The sequence below is a fragment of the Candidatus Merdisoma sp. HCP28S3_D10 genome (genome assembly GCF_052065835.1).
In the GTDB taxonomy this organism is placed as follows: Bacteria; Bacillota; Clostridia; order Lachnospirales; family Lachnospiraceae; genus Laedolimicola.
In genome coordinates, this window is sequence record NZ_JBQHTG010000007.1 from 20,861 (window position 1) to 35,622 (window position 14,762).

The following is a 14,762-nucleotide window of genomic DNA, read 5'->3' on the forward strand; positions in this document are numbered from 1 at the left end:
CCCATCACCCGCTTTTTTTTCATCCAAAATATAAACAAAAATCTATATACAGAAGTCTCTGTATATGCTATAATCCCCTTGATAACAAATTTTAACAATAGAATAATATGCAAAATAGGTTTTCATGCGTCAAGTGTTCAGCGGATGGGGAGTTGCCGCCGAAACGAAAAGTTCGTCTTACGGTATGGAGACCGCACCCGTTGCAGCAATATAAGATTCATAAACAGCGTCTCATATTGTGAAGGGATATTTTCGTCATATGTTCTGTCACAGCCTGGAGGTGCTGTTTTTATGATGGATTATGAGAAAATCAAGGCCGGAGTCCAGCTTATGCTGGAGGGAATCGGCGAGGACGTAACAAGAGAAGGCTTATTGGAGACGCCGGATCGGATTGCGCGTATGTGCGCTGAGATCTACGGCGGCCTGTACGAGGATGCGTCGGTGCATCTGAAAAAACAATTCACAGTCGAGCGGAACGACATCGTAGTAGAGAAGGATATCACCTTCTATTCCGTGTGCGAACATCATTTACTCCCCTTTTACGGAAAAGCGCATATCGGGTATATACCGAACGGTAAGGTAGTAGGCTTAAGCAAGCTGGCCCGTACCGTAGATGTATTTGCCAGAAGACCTCAGATTCAGGAAAAGCTCACGTCCCAGATCGCGGACGCGCTGGAGGAAAGCCTGGATCCCCAGGGCGTTATCGTCATGTTGGAGGCTGAGCACATGTGTATGACCATGCGCGGCATCAAAAAGCCCGGCAGCAAGACCGTCACCATGGTGACCACCGGCTGCTTTGAGAACAATTTTGAGCTGCAGAACCGCTTCCTGAGCATGGTGCGCCAGTAATGGGCGGCATGGAGCGCGTAAACCGGATCTGGAACCACCCGGCCTATCAGGAGGCTTTGGGGAAGCTGACGGCCTACGAGGCAGAGCGGGAATTTTGCCGCCATACGCCGGAGCATTTTCTCAGTGTAGCCCGCCTGACCTACCTGCTTGCCCTGGAACAGGGGGTAGAAGCCGATAAGGAAATCATCTATGCGGCCGGACTTCTGCACGATATGGGCAGATACCTTCAATATGAAAATGGGACGCCCCACGACGAGGCAGGCGTGAGGCTGGCAAAGCCCATATTGCAGGACTGTGGTTTCTCGGAAGGCGAGAGCGCCGAAGTGCTGAAGCTCATCGGAAGTCACCGTACCCAAAGCGACGCGAGGGATCTGCCGGGATTGTTTTACCGGGCGGATAAGCTGTCGCGGAGCTGCTTTCTGTGTCCGGCCCAGACAGACTGCAACTGGCCGGAGGAGAAGAAAAATCTGGAAATTAAAGTATAAGATATAAGGGGAAAAGGTATGAGAATCGGAACCAAAGAATTTGATGTAAAAAATAAAACCTATATCATGGGAATCCTGAATGTAACCCCGGATTCCTTTTCCGACGGCGGAAAATGGAACCATATGGACGCGGCTCTGGCTCATGCGGAGGAGATGATCCGCGAGGGCACCGCCATTCTGGATATCGGCGGCGAGTCTACCCGTCCCGGCCACCAACAGATTACCGAAGAGGAGGAAATCGAGCGGGTAGCCCCGGTCATCGAGGCAGTGAAAGCCCGTTTTGACGTACCCGTATCCATTGATTCCTACAAGGCGAAGGTGGCGGCGGCAGCCATTGAAGCGGGAGCCGATCTGGTCAATGATATCTGGGGGCTCAAATACGATCCGGAGATGGCCGGACTCATTGCCCGCACCGGAGTGGCCTGCTGTCTGATGCACAATAAGAACAACACAGAGTATCAGGATTTCTACCCGGATATGCTCCGGGAAACCGCGGAGTGCGTAAAGCTTGCGAAGGAAGCAGGTATCGCTGACGATAAGATTATCCTTGACCCGGGCGTAGGCTTTGGAAAAAATTACGAGCAGAATCTGGAGACCATTTTACATATGGAGCGGTTCCATGAGCTGGGATACCCCATGCTGCTTGGCACATCGCGTAAATCCGTGATCGGTCTGACTCTGGATCTGCCGGCGGATCAGAGAGTAGAGGGAACCCTGGTGACGACCGTGATGGCTGTGATGAAAAAGTACGCCTTTGTCCGGGTTCACGACATTAAAGAAAATCAGCGCACCATCCGGATGACCGAGGCGATTCTGAAAGCAGGAGAGAACTAAATGGATAAAATACAGATCAAAAATCTCGAAATATTTGCCAATCACGGCGTATTCCCGGAGGAAAATAAGCTGGGACAGAAATTTGTCATTTCCGCAACCCTTTACACCTCCACCCGGAAGGCGGGGAAGACGGACGATTTGACTGCCTCCATTCATTACGGTGAGGTCAGCCAGTTTATCACAAAATTTGTTCAGGAGCACACCTGGAAGCTGCTGGAAACGGTGGTGGAGCAGCTGGCGGAAGCCATGCTTCTGCAGATTCCCCATCTGGAAAAGGTGGAGCTGGAGATTAAAAAGCCCTGGGCTCCGGTGGGACTGCCTCTGGAGACTGTGTCTGTCTCCATTGAGCGGGGCTGGCATACCGCCTACATCGCCATGGGTTCCAATATGGGCGACAAAAAAGCTTATCTGGACATGAGCGTGCTTGGACTGCAGCTCACGAAAGGCTGTATCGTAGAGACAGTGGCCGATTATCTGGCCACCGAGCCCTATGGCTACACGGAGCAGGACGAATTCCTGAATAGCGTCATGAAGATCCGGACTATCCTGCCGCCCCATGAGCTCCTTGATCGTCTCCACGAGCTGGAGCAGGAGGCCAACCGGGTCCGCGTGATCCACTGGGGTCCCCGGACGCTGGATCTGGATATTCTATTGTACGACGACCTGATTCTCGATGACGAGGAGCTTCATATTCCCCATATCGAGATGCACAAGCGGGATTTCGTGCTGATTCCGTTGGCACAGATCGCGCCCTGGGTGCGGCATCCGGTATACAACCAGACGGTGCAGGAGCTGCTGGATAGATTAAAATAAGAAAAGCGGCGGCGGTTTTCACATAGACGGGATTACGGAAAAACAATAAAAAGCAAGACAGGACTGTATCATGGAAATTCAGGATACGTCCTGTCTTGCTTTTTGCTATAAAGAAACGGAGGAGGAGGGATTTGAACCCTCGCGCCGGTGCTACCGACCTACTGGTGTTCGAAGCCAGACCCTTCAGCCACTTGGGTACTCCTCCATTGCTGAGAACCAGTGACTAATAGTATAATATATTTTCCGGTGCATTTCAAGAGCGGGATTTCAAAATCGCCTGCCTGTGTTATGGTACAGAAGATCTGATTTATATAAAAGAAAACCATTTTGGTGCTTCACTACATTCTATAAGTGTAAGATAAAATTCTTATAAGTCGACTTAAAGAAGAAAGGTAAAAGGATAACCATTTATGAATGATCATGAAATCGAGCAGTTTATCCTTACATATGGCTGTGATATTCTGCGCTTTTGCCGGATGACTGCCGGCGGAAGCGAGGCAGGAGACGATCTGTATCAGGATACCATGCTGAAGCTGACTGAAAAAAAGCAGACATTACTGCTTGGCCCGCACACGAAAAGTTATGCCTTATCCACAGCCTTGTTTCTCTGGAAAAACAGCAGAAGAAAATACGCCGCCAGAAACCGCATACTTCCTATGGAAAGTGTGGAGGCGCTGGAAGATACCGGCTGGCAGTGTCTGGCTCAGGCCAGTGTCATTTCCCCGGAGCAGGAGCTTTTGCAGCAAAATGAACTGGAGACGGTACGAGGTGTTGTTGCCGCTTTGCCTGAGAAATATAAGCTGCCCGTTTACCTGTTTTATTCTGCCGATATGCGGATCTCTGAAATAGCAGAAATTCTGCACATTCCGGAGGGGACGGTAAAAACAAGGCTCAGAAAGGCGAAAAATTTATTAAAAGCCAGATTGGAGGCACTCGGTTATGAACGATGAGAGACTGGAGCAGCTTTTAAAGCAGGCCCTTATTCCTGAAATTAAGGAGGACGATTTGAAAATGAAGAGAAAGATAAGAAGTTCATCTGTAACTCATAAAACTGTTCTAAGAAGAACGATAAAAAATCGGAGGCACCTTCCGGCAGCAGTGGCTGTGGCAGCACTTCTCATAGCCTCATCTGTTATTGTCTTTGCTGCCTGGCGCTATCTCTCTGCCAGGGACGTGGCAATGGCCAATGCGGACGAGCAGCTGGCTTCGCATTTTGAGCAGAGCAATTGGCTTTCAGAATATGAGACACAGCACTGCAGTGATTATGATATCACACTTCTGGGTGTGGTCTCCGGCAACGAAATCTCCGAACATTTATCCAAGGATGATCAGGGCAATGTGGATGGAGACAGGACCTATATTGCGGTAGCTATCGCCTACGCAGACGGAAAGCCTATGCCGGATGTGCAGAGCGACGACTTCGAGCGCACACAATTTTTTGTATCCCCCTATATTCATGGCCTCAACCCGGAAAAATATAATGCCTATACCTTAAGCGGCGGCGTTACCTGCTTTGTCTCAGACGGGATCCAGTACCGGCTGGTGGAGATTGACAATGTGGAATACTTTGCGGACTGCGGCATCTATGTGGGAGTGTCCGATGGCGATATGTATAATAATCAGGCATACATCTATGATACGGATACCGGTGAAATACTCAGGAGCGAGACCTATCAAGGGGTAAATGCCCTGTTTGACTTGCCGGTAAACACTGCAAAAGCAGATTCTGTAAAAGCTTCCGGAATTATCACCGACATCAATGATTCAGAATCGAACGGAGGATATCTTTGGATATTATCGGAGGGCGACCGGTGGCTCAATAGCCTTACGACGGAAAATATAAATGAAAAAGCCAAACCGGTGGAAGACTCCAGAAAAACCGTTACCGCAGAGGAATTTATCTTTGAGGAATCCGGAGAAACATTGGCTGACGCGGATACGGCTGCTGCAATTATGAAAGAATATTTCCCGGACGGCGCCGGAATGAGTGTCATCATGGAAAAACATACGGCCGCCATGGACGATGCCTGGGTGGAGACCTATACGCTGAATCCGGACGGAACGATTACCTGTCTGAGATATGTTCCCAGATAGCGTTCTTTAAAAGTTGTAAGAAACCATATCGTATACACTGAGTTCTAACAGTAAAAAAACGGGTACAAGCCGGCAACGCTGGGTTTGAACCCGTTTTCACATGAAAAACACGCTTTCTTTCCGGAAATGCTGTATAATGAATCCGGAGGTGAACAGGATGAAAGAATTAACTGCTTATTATAAAAATCTGAAACGACTGAAAAAACAAGCCATACTCCTTTATCTCGGTCTGATTGCCGTGCTGATGATTCTGGTGAGTCGCTTTCTGGGCGCACCGTTTCCTCATCGGGAGACACTGCTTTTCTTTACTTACCGGGTAAATGGCCGGTTTTTTGATAAAACCTGGATTATGTATCTGCTCATTGCCCTTTCCGCTCTGCTTACATTCATAGCAGAGGGAGTCCAAAGCTACCGGAATGTCAATGCTTTCCGGGCGATTCTTTATCAGGACTGCGACAGCGAGAAGCTGCTCCGTCTGGCTGACGAGGGAATCCGGTATGTTCCCTATGAATTCTACAGGAGTCGCCGGAAAGAAGAGGCGCAGGAATATGAAGCCTATGTCCTGAAACATGGCGGAACCCTGGGTGTGCGGCAGGCACTTTTAAAACCATAGCACAGCTCACTTCCTCCTTGTGAGAATTCCGAACTTATGCTACACTAAAGATAACTATCGCCAGGCAGTTGCCATGGTGAACTGGAATAGAAAATATAATCATGGAGGCGTGCAATATGAAAAGAATCGGAATGCTGACCAGCGGCGGAGATTGTCAGGCGCTGAATGCTACAATGCGCGGAATCGTAAAGGGTGTATGCAACGCACTGGATGAGGTAGAGCTTTACGGCTTTGAGGAAGGCTATAAGGGTCTGATTTACGGAAATTACCGGATGCTGACCCCGAGAGATTTTTCGGGAATTCTGACCAAGGGCGGAACTATCCTGGGAAGCTCCCGCCAGCCCTTCAAAATGATGCGGGTGCCGGATGAAAACGGACTGGACAAGGTAGAGGCCATGAAGCATACCTACCATAAGCTGCGTCTGGACTGCCTGGTGATTCTGGGTGGAAACGGAACCCAGAAGACTGCCAACCTTCTTAGGGAGGAGGGTCTGAATATTATCCATATGCCGAAGACCATTGATAACGATATCTGGGGCACGGATATGACCTTTGGTTTCCAGAGCGCAGTGGATATCGCTACGGATTGCATCGACTGTATCCATACTACGGCAGCCTCCCACGGCCGTGTATTCATCGTGGAGGTTATGGGACACAAGGTAGGACAGCTGACCCTGCACGCAGGTATCGCCGGAGGAGCGGATATCATTCTGATTCCGGAGATCCCCTACAGCATCGACAGTATCTGCCAGGCCATAGAGGCCCGCAATAAGCAGAAGAAGGGCTTCACCATTCTGGCGGTGGCAGAGGGCGCGATTCCCAAGGAGCGCGCCGAAATGAGCAAGAAGGATTTGAAGAAATTCATGGAGACCTACAAGTATCCGACCGTGTCCTATGAGATCGCGGATCAGCTGACCAAGCGTCTGGGCACCGAGGTCCGCGTCACGGTTCCGGGACATACCCAGCGGGGCGGAAGTCCCTGCCCCTACGACCGGGTCCTGTCCACCAGACTGGGCGCGGCGGCTGCACAGGCCATCGTAGACGAGGTATACGGATGCATGATTGGTATTGTAAATGGAGAGTGCCAGCGGATTCCGCTGGAGGAGTCTGCGGGTAAGCTGAAGTTTGTAGACCCGAATTCTTCTATCATATCAGAAGCAAAGATGATTGGCATCAGCTTCGGAGATTAATCAGGAAAGGGATATCATATATGTCGTATATGGCCCTCTACCGGAAGTTCCGGCCTACAGAGTTTGGAGATGTCCGGGGACAGGATCACATTGTAACTACATTAAAAAATCAGATTAAAGCAGACAGAATCGGACATGCCTACCTGTTTTGTGGTACCCGCGGTACCGGAAAAACAACGGTTGCGAAAATCTTTGCCCGGGCGGTGAACTGTGAACACCCGGTGGATGGCAATCCCTGCGGAACGTGCGCGGCCTGCCGCTCTATAGCGGCAGGCACTTCCATGAATGTGATAGAAATCGACGCAGCCTCCAACAACGGCGTGGACAACATTCGTGAGATCCGGGACGAGGTGGCTTATTCGCCCACAGAGGGAAAATACAAGGTCTACATCATTGACGAGGTGCATATGCTCTCCATCGGGGCCTTCAATGCGCTCTTAAAAACCCTGGAGGAGCCGCCTTCCTATGTCATCTTTATTCTAGCGACCACAGAGGCCCACAAGATTCCGGTGACGATTCTGTCCCGGTGCCAGCGGTATGATTTCCGGCGGATTACGGCGGACACCATTACCGCCAGACTGCAGGAGCTGACGGAAAAAGAGGGCGTGGAGACCGAGGAGAAGGCCCTGCGCTACATCGCCAAGGCCGCAGACGGCTCTATGCGAGACGCCTTAAGCCTTCTGGATCAGTGCATTGCTTTTTATCTAAACCAGAAGCTGACCTATGATCATGTGCTGGATGTATTGGGAGCGGTGGATACCGAAGTTTACAGCAAGCTTTTGCGAATGACGCTGGAACGGAATTTGCCCGGCGTCATGGCGGAGATTGAGGAGCTGGTGATCCAGGGCCGGGAGCTGGGACAGTTTGTGACCGACTTTACCTGGTATCTCAGGAATCTGCTGCTTCTGAAAAGCAATGATAATATGGAAGATATTCTGGATGTGTCCACCGAGAACCTGGCCCGCCTGAAAGAGGAGGCTCTGCAGATCGAGGATGACACCCTGATGCGCTATATCCGTATTTTCTCGGAGCTGGGCGGACAGATCCGCTATGCGTCCCAGAAGCGGGTTCAGGTGGAGGTGGCCTTCATCAAGCTGTGCCGTCCGGCCATGGAGACGAACACAGATGTGCTTCTGGATCGCATCCGCGTGCTGGAGCAGGAATTCGAGGCAAAAATGGAAGAGCTGAAAAACGGAGCCGTTTCCTATGGAGGCGGCTGGCAGAACGGCGAAGCTCCCCGGGACGCGGCCGCAGAGCCGAAGAAGCCCGCGCCGGAGGCACCGGCACCGAAATCTTTGCCCGAGGACGTCCAGAATGTGGTGAAGAACTGGCACAATGTGCTGAACCGCCTGCATCCGCTGCTGCGTACCTATCTGAAGGGCGCGCAGCTGAAGGCCGTTGGCGACGGAAAGCTTGGCATTATAGCGGCGACGCCTACCGGCGAGGCATTTCTGAAGGAGACCAGACACCTTCAGGAGATAAAACATGTAATCCTGCAGGATACCGGAAAGGACATGGAGATTCTGGTAGCCTGTATGGAAAATGACCCCCACAGTGAGGTGGGAGCGATTGACATCGAACAGGTCATTCATACAGAAATTGAATTTGAAGACGAATAAGGAGGAGTAAAAAATGGCAAAAAGAGGTGGATTTCCGGGAGGCATGGGCATGCCCGGCAATATGAACAACCTGATGAAGCAGGCACAGAAGATGCAGCGCCAGATGGAGGAAAATCAGAAGGCGCTGGAGGAGAAGGAGTACACAGCGGCAGCAGGAGGCGGAGCCGTTGAGGTGACCATGTCCGGTAAGAAGGAGATTACCAAAGTAACTATCGATCCGGACGCCATCGATCCGGAGGATGTGGAGACTCTGGAGGAGATGATTCAGATTGCGGTAAATCAGGTGCTCCGGCAGCAGGAGCAGGATTCCGCGTCCATGATGTCCGGTCTGACCGGCGGTCTCGGCGGAGGCTTTCCGTTCTAATGGATTATTACAGCAGCCAAATCAGTAAATTAATCGAGCAGCTTTCAAGTCTGCCCGGCATCGGCGGCAAGACAGCCCAGCGGCTGGCTTTTCATATCGTGAACATGCCTCTGGAGAAGGTACAGGCACTGTCAGATTCCATTATAAGCGCAAAGAAAAATGTCCGCTATTGTAAGGAATGCTTTACCATGACGGATCAGGAGCTGTGCCCCATCTGCGCCAATCCCAAGCGAAACCACAAGGTGATTATGGTGGTGGAGAATACCCGGGATCTGGCCGCTTATGAGAAAACCGGGAAATACGACGGCGTCTATCATGTGCTTCACGGAGCCATTTCCCCGATGCTCGGTATCGGTCCCGCGGACATTAAGCTGAAGGAGCTGATGACCAGACTTCAGGGGGACGTGGACGAGGTCATCATCGCAACCAACTCCAGCCTGGAGGGGGAGACGACGGCTATGTATATCAGTAAGCTGATCAAACCGACCGGAATTAAGGTCAGCCGGATTGCCAGCGGCGTACCGGTGGGCGGCGATCTGGAATATATCGACGAGGTGACGCTGCTCCGGGCGCTGGAGGGGCGGGTAGAGCTGTAGAAAGACAGAATTTCAGACAAAAACAGACAGGAATTCATGAAGAACGGCTTGACCAGAACGGGAAGTGTCTGTATACTAGAAGAAGCAAAAATAATTTTCAAAAATATAATAAAGGTGGGACAAACATGACGAATTTAGAACTCCAGAAGACGGCGAATGAAGTCCGTAAGAGTATCGTTACTGCCGTTCATAGCGCAAAGTCCGGACATCCGGGCGGATCTCTGTCAGCAGCAGATATGTTTACATATCTGTATTTCGAAGAGATGAATATCGATCCGAAGGATCCGAAGAAAGCAGACAGAGACCGTTTCGTACTTTCCAAAGGACACACAGCTCCGGGTCTGTACTCTGTACTGGCTGAGAGAGGATTTTTCCCGAAGGAGGATCTGGTTACTTTAAGACATATTGGATCACATCTTCAGGGACATCCCTGTATGCAGCATACACCGGGTATTGATATGTCCAGCGGTTCCCTGGGACAGGGTATCTCCGCAGCGGTAGGTATGGCTCTTTCTGCAAAAATTTCCGGCGACAGCTATCGTGTATACACACTGCTGGGTGACGGCGAGATCCAGGAGGGTCAGGTTTGGGAGGCATCTATGTTCGCAGGCGCGAAGCATCTGGACAACCTGTGCGTCATCGTAGATAATAACAACCTTCAGATTGACGGACCCATCGGCGAGGTAAACTCCCCGTATCCCATCGACGATAAATTTAAAGCGTTCAACTTCCATGTAATCAACATTGACGGTCATAATTTTGATGAGATTCGCATGGCCCTGAACGAGGCAAAGACCATCAAGGGTCAGCCCACCGCTATCATTATGAAGACAGTAAAGGGTAAGAATGTTTCCTTTATGGAAAACAATGCGGGCTGGCATGGCGCTGCTCCGAACGATGAGCAGTATGCAATCGCAATGGCAGATTTGGAGAAGGTAGGTGAAGCATTATGTCAGAAGTAAAGAAGATCGCAACAAGAGAGAGCTATGGTAACGCGCTTAAGGAGCTTGGCGCTGAGAATCCGAACATTCTGGTACTGGATGCAGACCTTGCCGGCGCGACTAAGACGGGTGTATTTAAGAAAGCATATCCGGATCGTTTCTTCGACTGTGGTATCGCAGAGGGCAACATGGTAAGTATCGCAGCAGGCCTGGCTACCACAGGTAAGATTCCGTTCTGTAGTACCTTCGCTATGTTTGCGGCAGGTCGTGCATTTGAGCAGGTTCGTAACTCTGTGGGATATCCCCATCTGAATGTAAAGATTGCTGCTTCCCATGCAGGAATTTCTGTAGGTGAGGATGGAGCTACCCATCAGTGTAATGAGGATATCGCCCTGATGCGCACAATCCCGGGCATGGTTGTTGTAAATCCGGCAGATGATGTAGAGGCGAGAGCAGCTGTCAAGGCAGCGGCAGAGTATGAAGGACCGGTCTATCTGCGCTTTGGCAGACTGGCTGTTCCGGTATTTAATGACGAGGCAAACTATAAGTTTGAGCTTGGTAAGGGCATCCTGTTAAGAGAGGGTACCGATCTGACTATCGTGGCGACAGGTCTGTGTGTGAACAGCGCTCTGGAAGCAGCTGAGAAGCTGGCGGCAGAGGGTATTTCCGCAGAGGTTATCAATATCCATACTATCAAGCCGCTGGACGAGGAGATCATCCTGAAGTCCGCAAAGAAGACCGGTAAGGTCGTAACTGCAGAAGAGCATTCCGTGATTGGCGGCCTTGGCAGCGCTGTTTGCGACGTTTTAAGCGAGAAGCTTCCGACTCCGGTGAAGAAGATTGGCGTATACGACGTATTTGGCGAGTCCGGCCCGGCAGTAAAGCTGCTTGAAAAGTACAAGCTGGATGGCGCTGGTGTATATGAGCAGATCAAAGACTGGCTGAAATAAGAATAGAAAATTTAAAACAGATAGAAAAGGCAGGTTCCCTATTGGGGCCTGCCTTTTTGTCGAAATAATTTTCAATTCCCTCGACAGCATTTGCCATATCTCACAGCCCGTCCATGTTACCATGCAGAAAATGAGCAGGGATATGGCTAATGAGGTGAGCATATGATTGAATTTGTATACAGAGAAAACTCAGAAGAGAAAGGGACAGAATGGAAACCGGAACTTCCCAAAAATGTAAAACAAATAGGCGAGCCGGAGGAAAAACGAAAAATATATATTGAGGATTACGTGATAACCTACCTGAAACGGCTGGCGGGGGAAGAAACGCTGAACAGTAAGCTGGCAATTCTGCTGGGCGATACGGAACGGGCCGGAGGGATTTCCTATCTTTTTATAAAGGGCGCAGTGGGACTGAAGGATCTGGAGTATACAGAACAGGGAATTCCTTTTACAGATGAGGTCTGGGCAGAAATCTATGGAACTATGAAGGAATATTTTGCGGATCTGGACATCCTGGGCTGGTATCTGTCCCTGCCCGGTTATCCCATGGAGCTTTCCCAGGAACTTTTAAAGGTACATAGAGATTACTTCGGTGGCGCGGACAAGCTTCTGATGGTATCGGATTCCGCGGATGGAGAAGCGGATTTTTTCGTTTATGAAAATGGGAAAATGCTGCGGCAGAGCGGCTATGCGATTTTTTATCAGCAAAATGAGGCCATGCAGCGCTATATGATTGAAACCGGGAACGGCGAAAGTATTGATGAGAAGGAACATTTTGAAGACCGGGCTATTCAGAGCTTCCGTACGATCATTCAGGAGAAAAAAGAACAGAATGGGCAGAAGAGGGTACTGACCTTTCTGTATATGGCCAGTACTTTTCTGGTGATGGTGGTGCTGGTTATCGGGATTACGCTTATTAATAATTATGAGAAAATGGAAGGAATGGAGACGGCTCTTCGGGAGCTGTCAAATTCGCTGGAGCAGCAGGATTCGGAACTGGCAGACGCCTATGCAGATCTGGGGCAGGCCGAAGATACGGCAGATGACGGAAAGGAAGACGGGGAAGATACAGCGGGTGAGGAGAGTGCCGCAGCTCAGGAAAGTACCGCAGCAGGAGAGCCGGCCGCCAGCGCAGACGTACCGGCGCAGTCCGGGACGCCGACCGATGTATCCGAGGAGGCATCGGATTCCGCTCCGGATGATTCCAATGAGGAGGCATCTGTTCCGGACAGCTATACGGTCCGCAAGGGCGACACCCTTCTGAAAATCAGTCGTCGGATATACGGTCGGGATGATGAGATAGACGCTATCTGCAGCCTGAATGGAATCGAAGACAGCGACCGGATTCTGGAGGGTCAAAAACTTTTGCTTCCCTAGGGGATCTGTGCTATCATAGCATAAAAAGAACAACAATGCGAAGGATAAGATCCCATGGCAAAGATTACAAAGCTTTATGATACGCCGCCCTACCAGGAACAGGACAGCAGTATGAAAGATTATAAAAAGAAATTGTTTCGGCACAGAGCGGGTGTGGGCGCAAGGTACCTCATCTGTGCGGTTGTGATTGCCTGCGGTTGTCTGGCGTTCAATCTCTGGTCTCAGAATAAAACCTATACTTCCTATGAAACGGTAGCTACTGCAGAACACAGCAGTACCGTCAACACCATGTATACAGAATACAATGGGAAGCTTCTGAAATACAGTAAAGACGGTATTTCCTGTCTTGGCTCCGGTAATGAAGCAGTGTGGAGCCAGACCTACAATATGCAGAATCCCATGGTGGATATCTGTCAAAGCGCGGTGGCTGTGGCAGATCGACAGGGCAATGCGGTATATGTTTTTGACGCCCAGGGCGCAGTGACGGAAATCAGTACGCTGCTTCCGATTCAGCAGATCAGTGTTTCTGCCCAGGGCGTGACGGCCATTCTGTTGAACGACAGTAACGTTTCCTGGATTTATCTCTATGATAAGGAGGGAAATAAGCTGGCAGAGTCCCGGTGCAGTCTGGACGAAACCGGACAGCCCATTTCCATCGGTATTTCACCGGACGGCAGCAAGCTGGCAGTATCCTATCTGCAGGTGCAGGAGGGCGCGGCAGACAGCTGTGTGGTTTTTTATAACTTCGGTTCCGTGGGAAGCAATTTTGTGGACAAAATCGTTTCTTCTAAGGTATATAGCGATACCATCATTCCCCGGATTAAATATATTGGGAAAGCAGTCTGCGCGGCGGTTTCAGATCAGAGCATTATCTATTATGAAGGAGCGGAGATTCCGGAGGAAAAGAATGTGGTGTCTGTGAACTCTGAGATAGAGAGTGTCTTCTGGGGCGACGGCCGCATCGGAATCGTAACCCTGGGCGATGATGAGACAGAAGAAAAAGAAGAGGAAGAGGGAAGATACCGGATCTGTCTTTACGACGCTTCGGGCAGAGAGATATTGACAAAAAAGACCGATCTGGAATACCGCCAGGTAAAGCTGTCCGGAAAACACCTGATTCTTTACAATGAAAATGAGTGTGAGATTTATAGTGAAAAAGGTATTCTGGAGTATAAGGGTACCTTTGACAGTGTGATCGCAGATCTGTATAAAGCAAGCGGACGCAATAAGTTTGTTCTGGTATTTTCGGACAGAACGGAAACCATTCGCTTGCAATAACAAAGGAGAAATGATATGAACTGGCTACTGCCTGCCGTGGCGCTGTTTTTGGTGTTATCTGCATGGGACGGACATCATAAGGGTTTTATCCGGAAGATTGTCGGGGTTTTAAGCCTGATTCTGACGCTAATCGTTACATCGCTGGTATCGCCCTATCTGCACACATTTTTAAAAGAGAGTACGGGAGTGTATCAGTTCCTTCAGAATCGGATAGAAGGAAGTGATCTGGAACTTCTGGACACCTTACGTGTCCTGGGCATGGAAAATGCTGTCAGCGGTTATCTGGCAGATGAGATTCTACGGTGGGCGGCGTTCCTGATTGCAATGACTTTGGCGGGCGTCCTGATTCGGGGAATTGTATTCTCTCTGGGTATCGTATCCCACCTTCCTATCCTGCATGGACTCAACAAGACGGCGGGGCTGTTGCTGGGCTTATGCGAAGGCGTCGTGCTGCTCTGGATATTCTTTATAGTCATTACGGTATGCGCATCCACCCGGAGCGGAGCTCAGCTTTTGAAAATGACGGCCCAGAGTGGTATTCTGTCCTGGCTGTATCATAACAATCTGCTCTTACAGTGGGTGAATCTCTGAAAAATGGCTTAAAATCAAGGATTTTAGAGCCTGGGACGGAGAAATTGTGCCTAGTGTAGAAAAAGTTTTAAAAATTTTGAAAAAAGGTGTTGACATTCTCTTGCACCCGTGATAAAGTATAGAAGCTGTCGCGAGGGACAGCGGTTCACTTCAAAGCGAAGCAAAGAA

General features: G+C 50.0%; 16 protein-coding genes, 1 tRNA gene and 1 riboswitch. Of the genes, 16 read left to right on the top strand and 1 reads right to left on the bottom strand.

All coding sequences use genetic code 11. From position 1 onward, the window contains the following. Positions 1-108: 108 nt before the first annotated feature. Positions 109-205: riboswitch (THF riboswitch) on the top strand. A gap of 86 nt (positions 206-291) precedes the next feature. From folE to folK, 4 genes are read left to right on the top strand one after another with little or no spacing between them, the layout of a single operon-like run. After that, positions 292-849, top strand: a complete 558-nt coding sequence (folE, locus tag ACTNCH_RS12555) for a GTP cyclohydrolase I FolE (protein ID WP_178040147.1) — start codon at positions 292-294, stop codon at positions 847-849. An 8-nt stretch (positions 850-857) separates the two neighbouring features. Then, a complete protein-coding gene (locus tag ACTNCH_RS12560; RefSeq protein WP_441019498.1) occupies positions 858-1,334 on the top strand; it encodes an HD domain-containing protein in 477 nt (158 codons plus the stop codon). 18 nt (positions 1,335-1,352) lie between these two features. Beyond that, positions 1,353-2,168: a dihydropteroate synthase gene (gene folP / locus ACTNCH_RS12565; RefSeq protein WP_441019499.1), complete on the top strand. Its 816-nt coding sequence runs from the start codon at positions 1,353-1,355 to the stop codon at positions 2,166-2,168. After that, positions 2,169-2,981, top strand: coding sequence for a 2-amino-4-hydroxy-6-hydroxymethyldihydropteridine diphosphokinase (folK, locus tag ACTNCH_RS12570; RefSeq protein ID WP_441019500.1), 813 nt, complete (start codon positions 2,169-2,171; stop codon positions 2,979-2,981). It abuts the gene before it with no gap. Positions 2,982-3,097: 116 nt separating this feature from the next. On the opposite strand, the gene ACTNCH_RS12575 is transcribed toward folK, so the two are convergent. Continuing rightward, a tRNA-Ser gene (locus ACTNCH_RS12575) sits at positions 3,098-3,186 on the bottom strand. A gap of 205 nt (positions 3,187-3,391) precedes the next feature. Here ACTNCH_RS12575 and ACTNCH_RS12580 point away from each other — a divergent pair. From ACTNCH_RS12580 to ACTNCH_RS12635, 12 genes are all read left to right on the top strand, one after another. Next, entirely contained in the window at positions 3,392-3,931 is a 540-nt protein-coding gene (locus ACTNCH_RS12580) for an RNA polymerase sigma factor (protein ID WP_441019501.1), read from the top strand. Beyond that, positions 3,921-5,075, top strand: coding sequence for a hypothetical protein (locus ACTNCH_RS12585; RefSeq protein WP_441019502.1), 1,155 nt, complete (start codon positions 3,921-3,923; stop codon positions 5,073-5,075). Before ACTNCH_RS12580 ends, ACTNCH_RS12585 begins: the two co-directional genes overlap by 11 nt. A 157-nt stretch (positions 5,076-5,232) precedes the next feature. Continuing rightward, a complete protein-coding gene (locus ACTNCH_RS12590; RefSeq protein ID WP_441019503.1) occupies positions 5,233-5,688 on the top strand; it encodes a hypothetical protein in 456 nt (151 codons plus the stop codon). A gap of 116 nt (positions 5,689-5,804) precedes the next feature. After that, positions 5,805-6,878, top strand: coding sequence for a 6-phosphofructokinase (locus ACTNCH_RS12595; protein ID WP_441019504.1), 1,074 nt, complete (start codon positions 5,805-5,807; stop codon positions 6,876-6,878). A gap of 20 nt (positions 6,879-6,898) precedes the next feature. After that, the gene (gene dnaX, locus ACTNCH_RS12600) at positions 6,899-8,497 is read left to right on the top strand and encodes a DNA polymerase III subunit gamma/tau (protein ID WP_441019505.1); all 1,599 of its coding nucleotides are present in this window, start codon (positions 6,899-6,901) and stop codon (positions 8,495-8,497) included. 13 nt (positions 8,498-8,510) lie between these two features. Then, on the top strand, positions 8,511-8,861 hold the full coding sequence (locus ACTNCH_RS12605) for a YbaB/EbfC family nucleoid-associated protein (RefSeq protein ID WP_441019506.1): 351 nt from the start codon (positions 8,511-8,513) through the stop codon (positions 8,859-8,861). Continuing rightward, positions 8,861-9,457, top strand: coding sequence for a recombination mediator RecR (gene recR, locus ACTNCH_RS12610; protein ID WP_441019507.1), 597 nt, complete (start codon positions 8,861-8,863; stop codon positions 9,455-9,457). The genes ACTNCH_RS12605 and recR overlap by 1 nt, the downstream gene beginning before the upstream one ends. Positions 9,458-9,582: 125 nt before the next feature. Further along, positions 9,583-10,419, top strand: coding sequence for a transketolase (locus ACTNCH_RS12615; protein WP_441019508.1), 837 nt, complete (start codon positions 9,583-9,585; stop codon positions 10,417-10,419). Next, complete coding sequence (locus ACTNCH_RS12620) at positions 10,407-11,348, top strand: transketolase family protein (protein WP_441019509.1); 942 nt, start codon at positions 10,407-10,409, stop codon at positions 11,346-11,348. Before ACTNCH_RS12615 ends, ACTNCH_RS12620 begins: the two co-directional genes overlap by 13 nt. 162 nt (positions 11,349-11,510) lie before the next feature. Continuing rightward, complete coding sequence (locus ACTNCH_RS12625; protein WP_441019510.1) at positions 11,511-12,725, top strand: LysM peptidoglycan-binding domain-containing protein; 1,215 nt, start codon at positions 11,511-11,513, stop codon at positions 12,723-12,725. 54 nt (positions 12,726-12,779) lie between these two features. Beyond that, positions 12,780-14,003, top strand: coding sequence for a DUF5711 family protein (locus ACTNCH_RS12630; RefSeq protein WP_441019511.1), 1,224 nt, complete (start codon positions 12,780-12,782; stop codon positions 14,001-14,003). A gap of 15 nt (positions 14,004-14,018) precedes the next feature. After that, positions 14,019-14,594: a CvpA family protein gene (locus tag ACTNCH_RS12635; RefSeq protein ID WP_441019512.1), complete on the top strand. Its 576-nt coding sequence runs from the start codon at positions 14,019-14,021 to the stop codon at positions 14,592-14,594. Positions 14,595-14,762: the final 168 nt, after the last annotated feature.

What these genes read in the sequence shown, in the direction of transcription:
- folK (WP_441019500.1), top strand. Translation starts at nt 2,169, where the DNA reads ATGGATAAAATACAGATCAAAAATCTCGAAATATTTGCCAATCACGGC.
- ACTNCH_RS12605 (WP_441019506.1), top strand. Translation starts at nt 8,511, where the DNA reads ATGGCAAAAAGAGGTGGATTTCCGGGAGGCATGGGCATGCCCGGCAAT.
- ACTNCH_RS12635 (WP_441019512.1), top strand. Translation starts at nt 14,019, where the DNA reads ATGAACTGGCTACTGCCTGCCGTGGCGCTGTTTTTGGTGTTATCTGCA.
- folP (WP_441019499.1), top strand. Translation starts at nt 1,353, where the DNA reads ATGAGAATCGGAACCAAAGAATTTGATGTAAAAAATAAAACCTATATC.
- ACTNCH_RS12615 (WP_441019508.1), top strand. Translation starts at nt 9,583, where the DNA reads ATGACGAATTTAGAACTCCAGAAGACGGCGAATGAAGTCCGTAAGAGT.
- ACTNCH_RS12595 (WP_441019504.1), top strand. Translation starts at nt 5,805, where the DNA reads ATGAAAAGAATCGGAATGCTGACCAGCGGCGGAGATTGTCAGGCGCTG.
- ACTNCH_RS12625 (WP_441019510.1), top strand. Translation starts at nt 11,511, where the DNA reads ATGATTGAATTTGTATACAGAGAAAACTCAGAAGAGAAAGGGACAGAA.
- ACTNCH_RS12630 (WP_441019511.1), top strand. Translation starts at nt 12,780, where the DNA reads ATGGCAAAGATTACAAAGCTTTATGATACGCCGCCCTACCAGGAACAG.
- folE (WP_178040147.1), top strand. Translation starts at nt 292, where the DNA reads ATGATGGATTATGAGAAAATCAAGGCCGGAGTCCAGCTTATGCTGGAG.
- dnaX (WP_441019505.1), top strand. Translation starts at nt 6,899, where the DNA reads ATGTCGTATATGGCCCTCTACCGGAAGTTCCGGCCTACAGAGTTTGGA.
- ACTNCH_RS12585 (WP_441019502.1), top strand. Translation starts at nt 3,921, where the DNA reads ATGAACGATGAGAGACTGGAGCAGCTTTTAAAGCAGGCCCTTATTCCT.
- ACTNCH_RS12620 (WP_441019509.1), top strand. Translation starts at nt 10,407, where the DNA reads ATGTCAGAAGTAAAGAAGATCGCAACAAGAGAGAGCTATGGTAACGCG.
- ACTNCH_RS12580 (WP_441019501.1), top strand. Translation starts at nt 3,392, where the DNA reads ATGAATGATCATGAAATCGAGCAGTTTATCCTTACATATGGCTGTGAT.
- recR (WP_441019507.1), top strand. Translation starts at nt 8,861, where the DNA reads ATGGATTATTACAGCAGCCAAATCAGTAAATTAATCGAGCAGCTTTCA.
- ACTNCH_RS12590 (WP_441019503.1), top strand. Translation starts at nt 5,233, where the DNA reads ATGAAAGAATTAACTGCTTATTATAAAAATCTGAAACGACTGAAAAAA.
- ACTNCH_RS12560 (WP_441019498.1), top strand. Translation starts at nt 858, where the DNA reads ATGGAGCGCGTAAACCGGATCTGGAACCACCCGGCCTATCAGGAGGCT.